This is a genomic window from Frankia sp. AgPm24 (assembly GCF_023243055.1).
Lineage (GTDB): Bacteria > Actinomycetota > Actinomycetes > Frankiales > Frankiaceae > Frankia > Frankia umida.
Map to the genome: position 1 here is coordinate 33,602 of NZ_JALKFW010000212.1, position 15,237 is coordinate 48,838.

A 15,237-nucleotide genomic window follows, 5' to 3' on the forward strand; every position below is an offset into this window, starting at 1 on the left:
GATGTGACGGAATTCATCGCACCCGATCGCCGTGTGCTGACATCTTTGGGTGGTTCCGCCACCTTCATCCGGGATGTCATGACAACTGTCATGGTCAACCGGTGACGGTCATGACTGGGGCGAAGCATCACCGCCGAGGAAGATCGTGGTCATGACCAGTGACCCTTACGCGGTGGGCGGGCCGTCCGGCGTGGTGGCGTCGAGTGTGGCGCTGCGTGGCGTGCGCAAGCGGTACGGCGGCGTCCAGGCCGTCGACGGCGTGGACCTCACCATCGCCGCCGGTGAGATCGTGGCGCTGCTCGGGCCCAACGGCGCCGGCAAGTCCACCACGATCGACATGCTGCTGGGCCTGACCCGCCCGGACGACGGTGAGGTGCGGCTGTTCGACCGAAGCCCCCGCCAGGCCTGCGTCGCCGGCAGGGTCGGCGCGATGCTGCAGAACGGCGGCCTGCTCCCGGAGATCACCGTCGGCCGGATGCTCGCGTCGGTGCGCGACCTGTACCCGAACGCCCTGACCGTGGACGACGTGCTGGCCCGCGCCGGCGTGACCGACCTCGCCGGCGCCCGCACCGACCGGCTCTCCGGCGGGCAGCGCCAGCGGATCCGCTTCGCCCTCGCCCTGCTGCCCGACCCCGACCTCATCGTCCTGGACGAACCGACGGCCGCCATGGACGTGGAGAGCCGCCGCGCCTTCTGGTCGTCGATGCGCGCCTGGGCCGCCACCGGACGCACCGTCCTGTTCGCCACGCACTACCTCGAGGAGGCCGACGACTTCGCCGACCGCATCGTCCTGCTGCGCCGCGGCCGGGTCATCGCGGACGGCCCCACCACCGAGGTGAAGGCCCTCGTCGGTGGACGCGGCATCCGCGCGACCCTGCCCGGCCTGGACGCCGCCGCGCTGTCGGCGCTCGCCGCCCTGCCCGGTGTCGCCCGGGTCGAGCACCGCGGCGAATCGATCGCCCTGACCTGCCCCGACAGCGACAGCGCCCTGCGCGCCCTGCTCACCGCCTTTCCCACCGCCCGCGACCTCGAAGTGGTCGGCGCCGGCCTCGAGGACGCCTTCGTCGCCCTCACCACCGACCTCCCCACCGACATCCCCACCCCCGCTGACCCCGAGGGCCGCACATCCCGCACTGACCGCGCAGCCGCCGCGGGCCCCGCGGACCGGACGGAGGCATACCGATGACCGCCGGTGAGATGTACGGCCAGGCCCAGGCGGACGAGCCGGATGTGGCGTGGAGCGCCACGGCGCCGGCGCTGACCACCTATCTGCGCTACGTCCGCACGGAGGTGCGGCGGGCGTGGCGCAACCCGCGGGTGCTCATCTTCATGCTGGTGCTGCCGATCATCCTGTTCGCGGCGTTCAGCTCGTCCAGCGGTGATGATCGGCTCGGTGGACTCACCGTCGCGCCCTACATCATGATCAGCATGGCGTCCTTCGGGGCGATGAACGCGGTGCTCGGGACGGCCGGGCGGATCTCGCTGGAACGGTCGATCGGGTGGAACCGGCAGCTGCGGCTCACCGCACTGTCCGGCCCGCAGTACGTGCTCGGCAAGCTCGGGGTCGGGTTCAGCCTCGCGGTGCTGCCGATCGTGGCGGTCTACGTCGCGGGCGCGTCGATGCGGGGCGTCCACCTGTCGGTCGGGACCTACGTCGGTGCGGGCGTGTCGATCCTGCTCGGCCTGGTGCCCCTGGGTGCCTTCGCGATCTGGCTGGGCTATCTCGTCCGGCCGGAGAACATGCAGGCCATCATCGGTGGACTGTTCAGTCTGCTGGCCCTGGCCGGCGGGATCTGGGTGCCAGTGGAGAACTTCCCCGACTGGCTGGCCGATATCGTGAAACTGCTGCCGATGTTCTGGTCGGCGCAGGCCGGCCGGGCGGTGCTCGAGGGCGGCTGGGTCGGCGCACGCGGCCTGATCACCCTGGTGGTGTGGACGCTGCTGCTCGGCGCCGCCGCCGGGCGGGCCTACCTGCGCGACCAGCTGCGCACCTGATGCCACCCCGAGCCACCGGCGGCGCGCCCGGCAGATCCGACGCGCCGGGCACGTCCGGCACATCTGGTGGGCTCGGCACATCCGGCGGGCTCGGTGGGCTTGGCGCGCGCGGCGGGGAGGCGGCGATGACGATGGGTGACGGGCTGCGCCGCTGGCTGTTCTCGCCCGTGCCGGTGCCCCGCCCGGGCGAGCGCGGGATGGGTGCCTGGCGCTGGCGGCGGGTCGGCGGCGTCTTCCTCATCTACCTCGGTTACGCCGTCAGCGACATGACCACGCTGCACGACGACGCCGCCACCGTCGTCTTCGGCTGCGTCGTGCTGACCGGATTCAGCGCCGTCTACCTGTGGGCGCTGCCGCTGGCCGTCTTCGAGGGCCGCCGGGGCTACCGTTACCCGCTGATCCTCGGGATGACCGCCTGCATCGCCGTCTACCTGCCGATCGTCGGTGGCGGCGGCCTGGTCATGACCGTCTACCTCGCCGTCGCGCTCACCCTGCTGCTGCGTCCGGTCGTGTCCATCCCGCTGGTGGTCGCGATCGCCGCCGTCGACACCTGGCTGCCCGCGCACATCGCCTGGTGGCAGGTCACCGGCCCGCAGTGGTCGACGTCCACACCGGTGCTGTTCGCCGCGATCGCCATGCACGGCCTCCGCGCCGGCACCCGTAACCAGGCCGAACTGCGCCGCGCCAACCAGGAGATCGAACGCCTCGCCAAGGAGCAGGAACGCCTGCGGATCGCCCGTGACCTGCACGACCTGCTCGGCCATGCGCTCACCACCATCACGGTCAAGGCCGAACTCGCCTCGAAGCTCGCCGCCCGCGACCCCACCCGCGCCGCCGACGAGATGGCCCAGGTCGCCACCCTCGGCCGCCAGGCCCTCGCCGACGTGCGCGCCACCGTCGCCGGCTACCGCGAGGTCAGCCTCGTCACCGAACTCGCCGCCGCCCGCCAGGTGCTCGCCGCCGCCGGCATCCGCGCCCAGCTCCCCGCCTCCGGTGACGAGGTCCCCGGCCAGCTGCGGGAACTGTTCGGCTGGGTGGTCCGCGAAGGTGTCACCAACGCGGTCCGCCACTCCGGCGCCGACCACCTGCGGGTCACCCTGGGCCCCTGCTCCATCGAGATCGCCGACGACGGCCGCGGCCGATCCCACGGCCCACCCACGTCCCGCGGGACGCCCACGTCCGGTGGGATCGTTCGCGCGGGTACGGGGCTCGCGGGCCTGACCGAACGGGTCCGGGCCGCCGGCGGGCAGCTGCGGGCAGGGCCTGCGCATCCGGGCGAACCGCGGCCCGGCTTCCGGCTGCGCGTCGACGTCGACACCATGGACGTCGACACCGTGGACGTCGACACCATGGACGTCGACACCGTGGACGTCGACACCATGGACGTCGACACCGTGGACGTCGACACCATGGTGGTCGACGCCATGGACGTCGGCGCCGCGATGGTCGGCCCTGTCGCGGGCCAGCCCGTCCACGTCCAGCCCGTCGAGCTCCAGCTCGAGGATGTGGTCACGAGTCGTCAGGAGCGGGGGAACCCGGGATGATCAAGGTGTTGCTGGCGGATGACCAGCATCTCGTGCGGGGAGCGCTCGCGGCGTTGCTGGCGCTCGAGGAGGACATCGAGGTCGTCGGCCAGGTCGGCCGCGGCGACGAGGTGGTAGCGCAGGTCACAGCGCTGCATCCGGATGTCGTCCTGATGGACGTCGAGATGCCCGGCATCGACGGCCTCGCCGCCGCCGCGGCCGTGCGCGCCACCGCGCCCCACACCCAGGTGCTCGTGGTGACCACCTTCGGCCGCACCGGCTACCTGCGCCGCGCCATGGAGGCCGGCGCGCTCGGCTTCGTGGTCAAGGACGCGCCGGCGGAGGCCCTCGCCGACGCCATCCGCCGGGTCGCCCGCGGCGAACGCGTCGTCGACCCGACCCTGGCCGCCGCCACCCTCGCCGGCGGTGCCAGTCCCCTGACCGGACGTGAACGTGACGTCCTGGTCGCCGCCCGCGACGGCGCCACGGTCGCCGACATCGCCGGACGCCTCTTCCTCTCCGAGGGCACCGTGCGCAACTACCTCTCCGCCGTGATCGCGAAGACCAGCACCCGCAACCGCATGGAGGCCCTGCGCACCGCCGAAGAGGCCGGCTGGCTCTGACCCCTCCCCCACCGACGACCACCAGGCGCCGCGACAGGCTGGGTGCGGGGGCGCCAGGGGGTGTCCGGGAGGCGACGGACGATTGCCACGGCGAAGGGTGGGCATGATCCTCGGACTTCTGACCCGCGTCGAGCGGACGATCACGAGGGGGCGCCATGTTGCTCGCCGAGGAACTGTTGCTGCTGGCACTTGACCCGGAGCGCGGCACGGCGGTGAACAGTTCCCGCTCGCCGCTGAACGTCGCGCTCGGCGGTGCGCTGGTCGCGGAACTCGGGTTGGACGGGCTCGTCGTCGAGGACGGGCGGCGCCTCGCCCCGGCGGGTCCCGCGCCGAGCCATCCGCTGCTCGCGGACGCGCATTCCCTGCTCGGCACGCTGCGTGGCCGCCGCGCCGCCGACCAGCTGCGTCGGATGGACAAGGGGCTCGGCGGGGCGTGGTCGCGGGTGGTCGACGGACTGGTGGAGGAAGGGGTGCTGGGACGGCGACGGGACCGGGTGCTGCTGGTACCGGTCACGCGCCATCCGGTGCTGTATCCCAAGGCCCGGGACGAGGTCGTCGAGCGGATGCGGGCGGCGGCGGCCAGCGACTGGCCGCTCGACCCGCGCACGGCGACGGTGCTCGCGCTGTCGGGGCCATCCCGGCTGTTGGAGGTGGTCGCGCCGGCGCGTGCCGACCGCAGGCAGGCCAAGGAGCGGATCAGAACGGCGACGGACCAGACGCCGATCGCGCCCATCGTGCGCAAGGTCATCCAGGAGGCCCAGCAGGCGGCGGCCCCCGGCGCCCCCCCCCCCGCCCCCCCCCCCCCCCCCCGGAGCCACCTCCGGCTGAGACCACGACCCGAGACCACGGTCGTGCTACATCGAGGCGCGCAGGTCGTCGGCGACACACCACGATGATCCCCTAGGGTGACGGGCTGAGTACTGCACGAAACAGCCCTCGACGGGGAGACGCCGGATGATGTCCGCACGCGATTCAATGGCCACGAAGCGCCATCCCGATGGTCGGGTGCGGGAGCCGCAGGCCGGTGTCCGAGGTGGGGCGCTGGCCGCCCGGATCGCCGCCGCCGCCGTCCTCGGCGCCCAGATCGTCGCGTTCCTGCTGGTCGGAACGTATGCCCGCCGCGATCCGCAGCTGTGGGGGCTGCCGTTCTTCTACTGGTACACGCTGCTGTGGCTACCCGTGGGCGCGATCACCATGGCGGCCTGCGTCTGGCTGCTGGGACGCTTCCCCGCCCACCCCGACCAGGGGGCGGCCCAGGCCACCAGGCCCGGCCGGCCCGGGCCGGCCCGTCGGCTGGGCGAACATCCCCACCACGACCGGGCCGTGCTCGCCGAGCAGCGCGGGCGGGACGCCGCGGACGGACAGGACCGGTGAGCGCCCTCGAAGCGGGATCGGCGCCGGCCGTGGCCACGGCGACGAAGGTGATGGCAGCGGCCGTGGCCGCGGCGGACGCGCAGCCGGGGGCGACGTTTCACGGGGAGCAGTTCGCCGTGTTCGCGGTGTTGTTCGCCGTGGTCGTGGTGCTCGGCTTCTGGGCGTCACGGTGGCGGCGCGGTGGGAAGGAACTCAACAGCCTGGACGAGTGGGGGCTGGGCGGACGGCGGTTCGGCGGGTTCGTCGCGTGGTTCCTGATCGGCGGGGACGTGTTCACCGCGTACACGTTCGTGGCGGTGCCAGGGGCGATGTACGCGTCGGGGGCGGTGTCCGGGTGGTATGCCGTCGCCTTCACCACGATGATCTGGCCGATCTTCTTCGTGGTCATGCCACGCCTGTGGGACGTCTCGCGCCGCCATGGCTATGTGACGCCGGCGGATCTCGTCCGTGGCCGGTACGGCTCGCAGACCCTGGCGCTCGCGGTCGCCGTCACCGGGGTGGTCGCGACCATGCCGTACATCGCGTTGCAGCTGGTCGGGATGCAGGCGGTGCTCGAGGTGATGGGGGTCGGGGCGGGGGCGACCAGCGGGTTCGTCCGGGACCTGCCGGTGATCGTCGCGTTCGGTGTGCTGGCCGTGTGCACCTACACGGCGGGGCTGCGGGCACCGGCGCTGCTCGCGTTCGTCAAGGATTTCCTGATCTATCTGGTGGTGGCGGTGGCCATCGTGGTGCTCCCCCACCGCTTCGGCGGATTCGGGCACATCTTCGACGCGGCCCAGCACAAGTTCGACACGGCGAACGCGGCCGCCGTCGCCGCCGGACGCAAGCCGAGCGCCACCCTCATCCCGGGTTCGAAGGACCTGCTCGCCTATGCCACGCTCGCCCTCGGTTCGGCGATGGCGCTGTTCCTCTACCCGCATTCGATCACCGGGGTGCTGTCGACCCGCTCCCGGAACGTGATTCGGCGCAACGCCGTCGTCCTGCCGCTGTACGCGGTGCTGCTGGCTTTCATCGCACTGCTCGGATATGTCGCGATCGCCGCCGGGGTGCACACCACGAACCCGAGGCTCGCGATTCCGCTGCTGTTCGACCACGAGTTCCCCGCCTGGTTCGCCGGGGTGGCGTTCGCGGCGATCGCCGTCGGCGCGCTCGTACCGGCGGCCATCATGTCGATCGCCGCGGCGAACCTGTTCACCCGCACCATCTACGTCGGGTATCTGCGCCGGGAGGCGTCCGCCGCCGAACAGACCCGGGTGTCGAAGGTCGCCTCGCTGCTGGTGAAGTTCGGCGCGCTGGTGTTCGTCCTTGGCCTTGACACCCAGAACTCGATCAACCTGCAACTCCTCGGCGGCGTGTGGATGCTGCAGACCTTCCCCGCCGTCGTCCTCGGCCTGTGGCGCCCCCGCCTGCACCGCTACGCGCTGCTCACCGGCTGGGCGGTTGGCATGACCTACGGCACCGTGCAGGCCTACCACCAGCACAGCCTGGTCGCGAAGCACTTCGGCGGCGCGCTGGCCGTGGTCCCGGGCCTGGGCCGCACCGGCTACATCGCCCTGACCGCCTTCACCCTCAACCTGGCCATCGCCATCGCCGGCACCCTGCTGCTCCGCGCCCTGCGCGTCCCCAACGGCCAGGACCTCACCTTGGCCCCCACCCCCACCGTGGACGACCATCCCACGCGCCCCGGCACCCTGGTGGGCGCCCAGGCGTCGCCGCGGACCGCCGCCCCGCTCCCAGCCGCCATTCCCACCACCCGGCCCGGCCAGCCCACGACCGTCATCCGCCCCGCCAGCACCCCGCCTTCCGCCGCGGGCACCACCCACCACACCGGCGACCGAGAGCAACCCGACCAGTAGCCCGCCACCCAGACCAGCGTGGCCTGCGCCATCCCACCCTTCAGAGCCCACGCCCGGCCGATCCGACCCGTGGATGGTGGCTGTCCGCGACCGGATGGGCGCCGCGCACACTGGAGGTGAGGGCCGGCCCGCTGGCTGGCGCGCACAGGGGGAGGACGGGCATGGCCGCGGTGGAGGACAGGAGCGCATCCGACGGCCTGGCACTCGACGATCGGCTGGTCGGGGACGCGCAGGCGATGGCGGACGACCTCGTGGGGCTGCGTCGACGGCTGCACCGGGAGCCGGAGATCGGGCTGGCGCTGCCCCGCACGCAGGAGAAGGTGCTCGCCGCACTCGACGGGCTGCCTCTGGAGATCACCCTCGGTCGGGATCTGACCTCGGTGACCGCCGTCCTGCGCGGCGGCGCGCTCGCCCCGGACGAGGCGCCGGTGGTGTTGCTGCGTGGCGACATGGATGCGCTGCCGGTGCAGGAGGGGACGGGGCTCGCGGGGGCGTCCGGTGTGGCGGGGGTGATGCATGCCTGCGGGCATGATCTGCACACGGCGATGCTGGTGGGGGCGGCCCGGTTGCTGTGTGCGCACCGGGAGCGACTCGCCGGCGATGTGGTGCTCATGTTCCAGCCGGGCGAGGAGGGCTGGGAGGGCGCGCAGCACATGATCGACGAGGGTGTGCTGGTGGCGGCGGGACGGCCGGTGACGGCGGCGTACGCGCTGCACGTGTTCTCCGGGGTGCTGCCGGCTGGCAGCTTCGGGGCGCGGGCGGGGGCGATCACGTCCGCGTCGGCGATGCTGCGGGTGCAGGTGCGGGGGCAGGGTGGGCACGGGTCGATGCCGCATCTGGCCGCCGATCCGGTGACGGCGGCGGCCGAGATGGTGCTCGGGCTGCAGACGATGGTGACCCGGCAGTTCGACGTGTTCGACCCGGTGGTGATCACCGTGGGGGTGCTGCGGGCGGGGACGCGGCGCACGGTCATCCCGGACGAGGCGATGTTCGAGGCGACGGTGCGGACGTTCACCCCGGCGACCGCCGACCGGGTGGAGGTCTGCGCGCGGCGGCTGCTGGCCGGGATCGCCGCGGCGCACGGCGTCGAGGTGGACGTGGCGTTCGTGCCCGAACGGCCGGCGACGGTCAACGATCCGGTGCGGGCGGCCCTGGCCGCGCGGGCGGTCACGGAGACGTTCGGCGCCCAGCGTTACGTGGAGCTGGCCCATCCGCTGGCCTGCTCGGAGGACTTCTCCCGGGTCCTCGCGCACGTGCCGGGCAGTCTGATCGCCCTGGGCGCCACCCCGCCCGGTGTCGATCCGCGCACGGCGCCGATGAACCACAGCCCCCGCGCACAGTTCGACGAGGCTGTCCTGCCCGACGGCGCCGCGCTGTACGCGGAACTCGCCCTGCGCACCCTCGGCGCCACCGCCACCAGTGCCGCCAGCAGCGGCAACGGCATTGTGGGCACCGGCGGCTGACCTGGGAACGGCTCGGACGGCGCGCCGGTACACCCGGAAAAGGGCTGCGGCCATGCCATCATGAGACGGTCGCCGCTCTTGCTGTACGGGCCGGCGAAAAACCGTTGACAGCCGACCACCGACGAATAAGGAAGACAGATTGAACGATCAGGTGATCTCCCTGGTCCGGGACTATCTGGTCGCCTATCCCAGGGAGGCCGAGACGCTGGCCCCGCTGCTCGAGCTAGCGGCCACCGATGTGCCCGTCACCTCCCGCGGCACCCTGCCTGGCCACGTGACCTGCGGGGCGATCGCGGTGGACATGACCTACCGGGTGCTGCAGATCCACCACCGGGTGCTGGACCGCTGGCTGTTCCCCGGCGGGCACGTCGAGGCCGAGGACGAAACCCTCGAGGCCGCGGCACTGCGGGAGCTCTCCGAGGAGACCGGTGTGCAGCCCAGCGCCGTCCGGCCACTACGCGGTCTGCCCATGGACATCGACGTGCACACAATTCCCGAGAACGCGACCCGCGCCGAACCGGAACACACCCATTACGACTTCCAGTTCGTTTTCCAGATACAGCGGTCAACCGGGCCGGGAACGGTGGACCTGCGCCTCGACGAGGTCATCGACCACCGCTGGATTCCCGTCTCCGACCTGCACCATCCCGCCAGCCGACGCATCACCGCCATGCTCGCCGGCTGAGCGCCCACCCGGCGGCCACACCACCGACCAGCCGACGCCGATACCGACCTCGGCCTACCGTGCCTCGGCGTGCGGCGCCTCGGCCCGCGCGCCTCAGCCGGTGGTGAAGGCGGTGGCGTGCTCGGCGGCCCAGTCGGCGAAGGTCAGGGACGGGCGGCCGAGGATGGCCGGCACGACATCGTGCACGGGAGCCGGGATGCCGTCGGTCGCGGCCTGGTAGCCGAGCAACGTGTCGGCGAGACCGGGCCAGGCGCCCGCGCCCATCGCGGCGAGCATCCGCTCCTTCGCCTGCGCCGGTGACTCGACCGCGAGCTGCACGGGACGACCGATGGCCACGGCGATCAGCTCGAGCTGATGCCGCCGGGTCAACGACGCGGGACCGGTCATCGCGTGGATGGCGCCGTCATGCCCGGGCGTGAGCAGCGCGGCGGCGGACACCGCGGCGATGTCACGCTCGTGGACCGGCGCCGAGTGCGACTCGGGATACGCCTCCCACACCGGCTGGTTGGCCCGGATCGCCGCCGCCCAGCCGAGCGCGTTGGTCGCGAACGTGCCGGGGCGCACGAACGTCCAGGAAAGACCGCTGGCGGCGATCGCCTCCTCCACCGCGGTGTGCCGCCGGGTCAGCACGTTCTGCTCACCACCCGGCCCGGCCGCCCGCTGCGCCGACAACGACGACAGCAGCACGATCCGCTCCACCTTCGACGCCAGCGCCGCCGCCAGGAACCCGTCGATACCGGCGGGCTCCGCGTACAGGAACACCGCACGCACACCCTCGAGCGCGGCCGGCACCGTCTCGGGTCGAGCCAGATCGAGCGGGACGACCGGCACCTCGCCGACCCCGGCCACCCGCCCCGGCTCACGACTGGCGATGCGCGGCGCCTCACCCGCGGCGACCAGTTCCCGCACCAGTGCCCGGGCCACTGCGCCGCGCCCACCCGTTACCAGAATCGTCATGGCATGCAGCCTTCCATCGACCTCTGACAGTTTTCTCCGGCCGCGGCTCTCTCCGTCCGCGGGCCGGCGCGCGACGTGACGCCCGCACGTGCCAGCGTGGCAGTTGATGTCCACTTCAGGTCAACGGACACGGACCGGCAGCCAGGACACGCCGGCCCCTGTCTGCACCCCGCTCCCACCAGCTTCCGCCGACGCGGGGGGCACCACCGGGCTGGCAACTACCTCTCATATCCGATTGAACTCTCCTTTGACGGTCATAACGGACGGACGTCCGAGAAGCCTCGGGGTCGAGGAGATGATCTGGTGGGTGTCCGCAAGGTGCGCAAGGTTGTCGATCGCGGTCGGGAGGTCGTGCAGCCGTCGGTCCGGGTGATCCGGCCGGGGCTCGCGGGCTTCCGGAAGTTCCTGATGCGCGGGAACGTCATCGACCTGGCCGTCGCGGTGATCATCGGTACGGCGTTCACCGCGGTGGTCAGGGCGATGGTCGACGATCTGCTCACGCCGCTGATCGCCGCGGTCGGTGGGAAACCGGACTTCGCCAACCTGTCGTTCACGATCCATCACAGCAGGTTCCGCTACGGACTGTTCCTCAACAGCCTGGTGACCTTCCTGTTCGTGGCCTCGACGGTGTACTTCGTCGTGGTCCTGCCGATGACCAGGGCGGCCAAGCTGCGCAGGCGCGGCAGGTCCGAGCCCGAGGCGACACCGGTGATCAGTGACGAGGCCCGGCTGCTCGCCGAGATCCGGGACCTGCTCACCACCACCGCGACCCCCCAGACCACGCGGGCCGCCCAGGTCACCCGCGTCCCCGAGCCCGCCTCGTCCATCGGATCCGGGGAGGGGCAGCGGGCACGCGGCGGAATCGGCGAGGATGGGTAGGTGTCGCATCCGTTGGACAATCCCGTTCGGGCCGCACTGCTCGGGCCGCAGGCGCATCTCGCCGAGGGTCACGGCGCGGTCCTGCGTTTCCCGCCCGACGTCTGCCCCTTCCTCGGCCTGCCGGACGAACCGGACCTCGCCGCCTGGCATGACGCCGCGCACCTGCTCGGCCCCGGCGCCCTGATCCTCTACACCCTGGACGCGACGCCACCCCCGGGCTGGGAGGTCAACGACATCGGCGCCGGGGTGCAGATGATCGACGTCTCGATGCGGGCGGCGCCCGATCCCGAGGCCGTCCGGCTCACCGCGGCCGACGTTCCCGAGATGCTCGACCTGGTGGCCCGCGCCAAGCCCGGCCCGTTCCTGCCCCGCACCATCGAGATGGGCACCTATCTGGGTATTCGCCAGGGCGGCACGCTGGTGGCGATGGCCGGTGAGCGGATGCATCCACCGGGGTGGACGGAGATCAGCGCCGTGTGCACCGATCCCGCCCAGCGGGGCCAGGGGCTCGCGGGCCGGCTGGTCCGCGCGGTCGCCGCCGGCATCCGGGCCCGCGGCGAACGTCCGTTCCTGCACACCCTGGCCGACAACACCAACGCGATCCGGCTGTACGAGCGGCTCGGTTTCGAGATCCGCCGCACCGTCGCCTTCCGCGCCGTCCGCATCCCCGTCGGCGCACCGGCGCCACGTCCCAGCGAGGCGGACGAGCCGGTCGCCTGAGCCCGGCCACGCCCGCCCGGACGGGCCGGCCAGCGCCGCCCCGCGGGTAACGCTGCCACGCGGGTGGCGCGGTGGTGGCCCACGGACGGGTCCAACCGTGCCGGACAGCCCGGGTGGTGGACGACCATCGGCCCCTGACCGGTGGGCCGGTCCCGCCTTACGGTCGAACCGGACGTCGTCGAACGGCCCCACCGCCCCACCGCCCCGCCGTCCTGGCGCGAGGCGGCGTGGCGCCGGTCGGCGTCGGGGGTGGTGCGGATGCCCACCCAGCGGACGAGGGGAACACGCGATGACATCGGCGAACGCGGGCGGACGCGGTACCACGGCGAGCAACGGCGAGATCATCACGAGTGGTCGGGACAGTACGGCCGTCACCCTCGACCATGCCGGCGGTGGGGTCCTGCCGACCTCGACCTGCCTGTGGCTGCTCTCCGGGGAGCAGGTGGGGCGGGTGGCGTTCCGCGCGAACGGCGAGATCCTCGTGCTGCCGGTCAACTACGTGCTCGACGGCGACGCGATCGCGTTCCGCACGGCGACCGGGTCGAAGCTCGCCGTGGCCCTCGACGAGGACGCGGTCGGCTTCGAGGTCGACGGGCATGACGCGGCGGCCCGCGCCGGCTGGAGCGTTCTGATCAACGGGCGTGCGGTGCAGGTCAAGGACCCCGACACCCTGGCCCGGCTCGAGGCCACCGGACTCACCCCCTGGGCGGACCGGATCGATCATCCGCACTGGGTGCGAATCCACCCCGAGACGATGACCGGACGCGTCGTCGCGCACTCCTAGCCTCCTGGGTAAAACCGCAGAAAGCGGACGATCATGGGCACTTTCGGTGGTTTGTCAGAACAGGGACGTACCCGCACCCCGTTCGCTCCCATCCGCCCGATCCGGTTCCGGATGGACGGCCGGATTCACCCATCAGAATCCGCTGACCGCTGACACCACTTCCACGCCGGGCGACGATAGCGCCCGGCCGCTCCGATCCCTCGGCGGGTATCCGCCGATGTCCGAGCCGCCCGCCGCGGCGCCGCCCGCGGTACGCGCGTCCCGGCACCGCGCTCCGCGATGCGCGCACCTCGCCCGACGGCTCCCCCGTGCCCGCCCGGGCGGCCCGGGTCACCCGCGGGACGCACCACGGCCCGCATCTCACACCCGCGCGACATCCGCGCGCCGCGACTCGTCCGCCACCACCCACGCGCCACGGACCACCCATCGAACACCATGGAACATCCACCCAACGCCACCCGCCCACCTTCCACCCGGTATGGACCCACGGTTCACCCACCGTGTCGAGGTGGGCCCCGGTCGGGTTTCCTGGCCCGCGGACGTCACCCGTGCAGACACCGCCAGGTCAGCCGCCCGCTCAGGCCGCTTCGACGAGCATGCGCGAACCGGATTTCGGAGCACGGAACGCCCACAGAAACATAACAACACAAAGGGCATTCCACGCGAATCTCCGGCCGCGAACCGACATCGTCGAACGACGGCCAGCGACCGGCCCGTACCCCTTGCCCGCGCACCACGCGGCACTTTCTCCGCATACCTCCCGGCACCTTGTGCAAAATTTTGTTCGGCCATTCACGGTGCTTCTCGCACCATGCTGTCCGCATTGCCGGTACCGACGGTTCGGCGCCGTGTTGGCCGGCCGCACCCCATCGTCGCCGGATAACCCGCTGACGGGCCTTCGCGAGTTCGGTATACCGCCGTCGGAAACGGGCCGTCCACAGCCATGGCCATACTCGGACCTGGCTGGGATCCGCACCGCCACCCGTCCCACATGGCACCGCTTCGCGCCTGACCGGCACCGCTCCCGAACGGCCGGACGCCAGCCAGGCGGCCCAGAAGCGCCAGAGCGCGCCGACTGGACCCGATGGTCAGACGTCCATGCCCACCGGGCATGGAGACCGTGACGGTACAGCCAGGGGCCCTGCTCGGGCTACGCCGTCCACCACTGGGCATCCACCGGACGGGATTCGGTCCCAGGTGAGCCCCGACCGGCGGGCGCGGGCCGCGCGCACCGTGGACGCACGCCGGATTCCCGTGCAGACGACCGGGCGTATGCCGACTGCCGAATGAATGCGCATCCGCCGTCCGCCGATACTCCCGGGCAGCGAATTACAATCCAGTTCCAGGTCACCGGCAATCCGCCGGCCGATGGTGGCGGCGTCCGGCTCGCACATCCGGGCAGGTCGAGCGGGAGTCGCCGTTGGGGGGACCATCCCACGGTTCATCGGCGGTCGGCGTCTGTTCTCGCACATCGCCGGTTCGGCCATTGACGAAACGACCGGAGCGCGGGATAACCTTTTCGATGTAGCCGACCGCGGTGGACCGGCGATGCACGCTCAACCGGAAGGAGTGGGAGTGCCAGGACGCCCACTTCTGCGGCGGGCCGGTCCAGCCGCGGTCACCCACAAAGGTGGTGTACGGCTGATCTTAAGTCCGGTCCCCGGACGAATCCGCCGGCAGGGCTACGACGGCCTGCCGGCGGCAGGCGGCCAAAGGGGCCGGGTACTCCGGAGTGGACAGGGAGAGGAGCACGATGGCCCCAGTGGTATCGGATCCAGCAGCGATTCATGCCCGCCCGCCGCGGGCGATGAGCGCCGCCGGCTTCGACCGAGCGTCGGGTCCACTGACCGCTGACGAGCTGCCGACCGACGCACGATCCCAGAAGGAGCGGGTCCGACTGGCCCAGCTCGAACTGCTCGAGCTCAGCGCCCAGCTCACCACACCGCACCTACGACGGCGGATCCTGCGCATCTACTCGCTGCTGCGCACCGAGCCGACCGCGCCGACCCCCGCCAAGCCACCGCCCTTCCGACTCACCCTGCGGGAGATGGAAGTGCTCACGCTGGTGGCGACGGGCTGTTCCAACGGCGAGGCCGCCGAGCAGCTCACCATCCAGGCCGAGACCGTGAAAACCTACATGCGCAGCATCATGCGCAAAATGGGCGTGCGCAACCGAACCGCGGCCGTGCACACCGCCCGCCAGATCGGCCTCCTCGACTGAACCACGGCTGGGTCCCTGAACCACGGCTGGGTCCCGGCCGCGCGCACGCTCCGGCACACCCTCCATGCCGGATCGTCCACCACCACGCACCCTCGCACCCGGACCGCCCGCGCACTCACCACCCCGGCCAGGCGCGGGCGCTCCGGCGCGGCGCGGG

14 protein-coding genes are annotated in these 15,237 nt (G+C 72.1%); 13 read left to right on the forward strand and 1 reads right to left on the reverse strand.

The window, feature by feature from the left end; all coding sequences use genetic code 11:
- Positions 1 to 151: 151 nt before the first annotated feature.
- The 9 genes from MXD61_RS23400 to MXD61_RS23440 all read left to right on the forward strand — a co-directional run bounded on the left by MXD61_RS23400 (position 152) and on the right by MXD61_RS23440 (position 9,519).
- Entirely contained in the window at positions 152 to 1,186 is a 1,035-nt protein-coding gene (locus MXD61_RS23400; protein WP_248815576.1) for an ABC transporter ATP-binding protein, read from the forward strand.
- Complete coding sequence (locus MXD61_RS23405; RefSeq protein WP_248815577.1) at positions 1,183 to 1,995, forward strand: ABC transporter permease; 813 nt, start codon at positions 1,183 to 1,185, stop codon at positions 1,993 to 1,995. Before MXD61_RS23400 ends, MXD61_RS23405 begins: the two co-directional genes overlap by 4 nt.
- Positions 1,995 to 3,539 (forward strand): sensor histidine kinase, encoded by a 1,545-nt coding sequence (locus tag MXD61_RS23410; RefSeq protein ID WP_248815578.1) that lies wholly within the window; start codon positions 1,995 to 1,997, stop codon positions 3,537 to 3,539. Before MXD61_RS23405 ends, MXD61_RS23410 begins: the two co-directional genes overlap by 1 nt.
- The gene (locus tag MXD61_RS23415; protein WP_248815579.1) at positions 3,536 to 4,141 is read left to right on the forward strand and encodes a response regulator; all 606 of its coding nucleotides are present in this window, start codon (positions 3,536 to 3,538) and stop codon (positions 4,139 to 4,141) included. Before MXD61_RS23410 ends, MXD61_RS23415 begins: the two co-directional genes overlap by 4 nt.
- Positions 4,142 to 4,296: 155 nt before the next feature.
- On the forward strand, positions 4,297 to 5,037 hold the full coding sequence (locus tag MXD61_RS23420; protein ID WP_248815580.1) for a GPP34 family phosphoprotein: 741 nt from the start codon (positions 4,297 to 4,299) through the stop codon (positions 5,035 to 5,037).
- 79 nt (positions 5,038 to 5,116) lie between these two features.
- The gene (locus tag MXD61_RS23425; RefSeq protein ID WP_248815581.1) at positions 5,117 to 5,515 is read left to right on the forward strand and encodes a DUF3311 domain-containing protein; all 399 of its coding nucleotides are present in this window, start codon (positions 5,117 to 5,119) and stop codon (positions 5,513 to 5,515) included.
- Positions 5,516 to 5,565: 50 nt separating this feature from the next.
- Positions 5,566 to 7,371, forward strand: coding sequence for a monocarboxylate uptake permease MctP (gene mctP, locus MXD61_RS23430; RefSeq protein ID WP_251080497.1), 1,806 nt, complete (start codon positions 5,566 to 5,568; stop codon positions 7,369 to 7,371).
- A gap of 236 nt (positions 7,372 to 7,607) precedes the next feature.
- Entirely contained in the window at positions 7,608 to 8,834 is a 1,227-nt protein-coding gene (locus tag MXD61_RS23435) for a M20 family metallopeptidase (RefSeq protein ID WP_374629468.1), read from the forward strand.
- Positions 8,835 to 8,973: 139 nt separating this feature from the next.
- Positions 8,974 to 9,519, forward strand: coding sequence for an NUDIX hydrolase (locus tag MXD61_RS23440; protein ID WP_248815584.1), 546 nt, complete (start codon positions 8,974 to 8,976; stop codon positions 9,517 to 9,519).
- Positions 9,520 to 9,612: 93 nt separating this feature from the next.
- On the opposite strand, the gene MXD61_RS23445 is transcribed toward MXD61_RS23440, so the two are convergent.
- A complete protein-coding gene (locus MXD61_RS23445; protein WP_248815585.1) occupies positions 9,613 to 10,476 on the reverse strand; it encodes an NAD(P)H-binding protein in 864 nt (287 codons plus the stop codon).
- 303 nt (positions 10,477 to 10,779) lie between these two features.
- Here MXD61_RS23445 and mscL point away from each other — a divergent pair, with 303 nt between their 5' ends.
- The 4 genes from mscL (at position 10,780) to MXD61_RS23465 (ending at position 15,080) form a co-directional block, all read left to right on the forward strand.
- Complete coding sequence (mscL, locus tag MXD61_RS23450; protein ID WP_308222829.1) at positions 10,780 to 11,355, forward strand: large conductance mechanosensitive channel protein MscL; 576 nt, start codon at positions 10,780 to 10,782, stop codon at positions 11,353 to 11,355.
- Positions 11,356 to 12,075: a GNAT family N-acetyltransferase gene (locus tag MXD61_RS23455; protein ID WP_248815586.1), complete on the forward strand. Its 720-nt coding sequence runs from the start codon at positions 11,356 to 11,358 to the stop codon at positions 12,073 to 12,075. It begins immediately after the preceding gene.
- Positions 12,076 to 12,364: 289 nt separating this feature from the next.
- Positions 12,365 to 12,859 carry a pyridoxamine 5'-phosphate oxidase family protein gene (locus MXD61_RS23460; RefSeq protein WP_248815587.1) on the forward strand — a complete coding sequence of 165 codons (495 nt, stop codon included), beginning with the start codon at positions 12,365 to 12,367 and terminating at the stop codon, positions 12,857 to 12,859.
- A gap of 1,753 nt (positions 12,860 to 14,612) precedes the next feature.
- The gene (locus tag MXD61_RS23465) at positions 14,613 to 15,080 is read left to right on the forward strand and encodes a LuxR C-terminal-related transcriptional regulator (RefSeq protein WP_248815588.1); all 468 of its coding nucleotides are present in this window, start codon (positions 14,613 to 14,615) and stop codon (positions 15,078 to 15,080) included.
- The last annotated feature ends 157 nt before the right edge of the window (positions 15,081 to 15,237 follow it).

Coding starts and splice junctions, on each gene's coding strand:
- MXD61_RS23465 (WP_248815588.1), top strand. CDS start 14,613: ATGGCCCCAGTGGTATCGGATCCAGCAGCGATTCATGCCCGCCCGCCG.
- MXD61_RS23405 (WP_248815577.1), top strand. CDS start 1,183: ATGACCGCCGGTGAGATGTACGGCCAGGCCCAGGCGGACGAGCCGGAT.
- MXD61_RS23435 (WP_374629468.1), top strand. CDS start 7,608: ATGGCGGACGACCTCGTGGGGCTGCGTCGACGGCTGCACCGGGAGCCG.
- MXD61_RS23425 (WP_248815581.1), top strand. CDS start 5,117: ATGGCCACGAAGCGCCATCCCGATGGTCGGGTGCGGGAGCCGCAGGCC.
- mctP (WP_251080497.1), top strand. CDS start 5,566: ATGGCAGCGGCCGTGGCCGCGGCGGACGCGCAGCCGGGGGCGACGTTT.
- MXD61_RS23410 (WP_248815578.1), top strand. CDS start 1,995: ATGCCACCCCGAGCCACCGGCGGCGCGCCCGGCAGATCCGACGCGCCG.
- MXD61_RS23445 (WP_248815585.1), bottom strand. CDS start 10,476: ATGACGATTCTGGTAACGGGTGGGCGCGGCGCAGTGGCCCGGGCACTG.
- MXD61_RS23420 (WP_248815580.1), top strand. CDS start 4,297: ATGTTGCTCGCCGAGGAACTGTTGCTGCTGGCACTTGACCCGGAGCGC.
- MXD61_RS23400 (WP_248815576.1), top strand. CDS start 152: ATGACCAGTGACCCTTACGCGGTGGGCGGGCCGTCCGGCGTGGTGGCG.
- MXD61_RS23415 (WP_248815579.1), top strand. CDS start 3,536: ATGATCAAGGTGTTGCTGGCGGATGACCAGCATCTCGTGCGGGGAGCG.
- MXD61_RS23460 (WP_248815587.1), top strand. CDS start 12,365: ATGACATCGGCGAACGCGGGCGGACGCGGTACCACGGCGAGCAACGGC.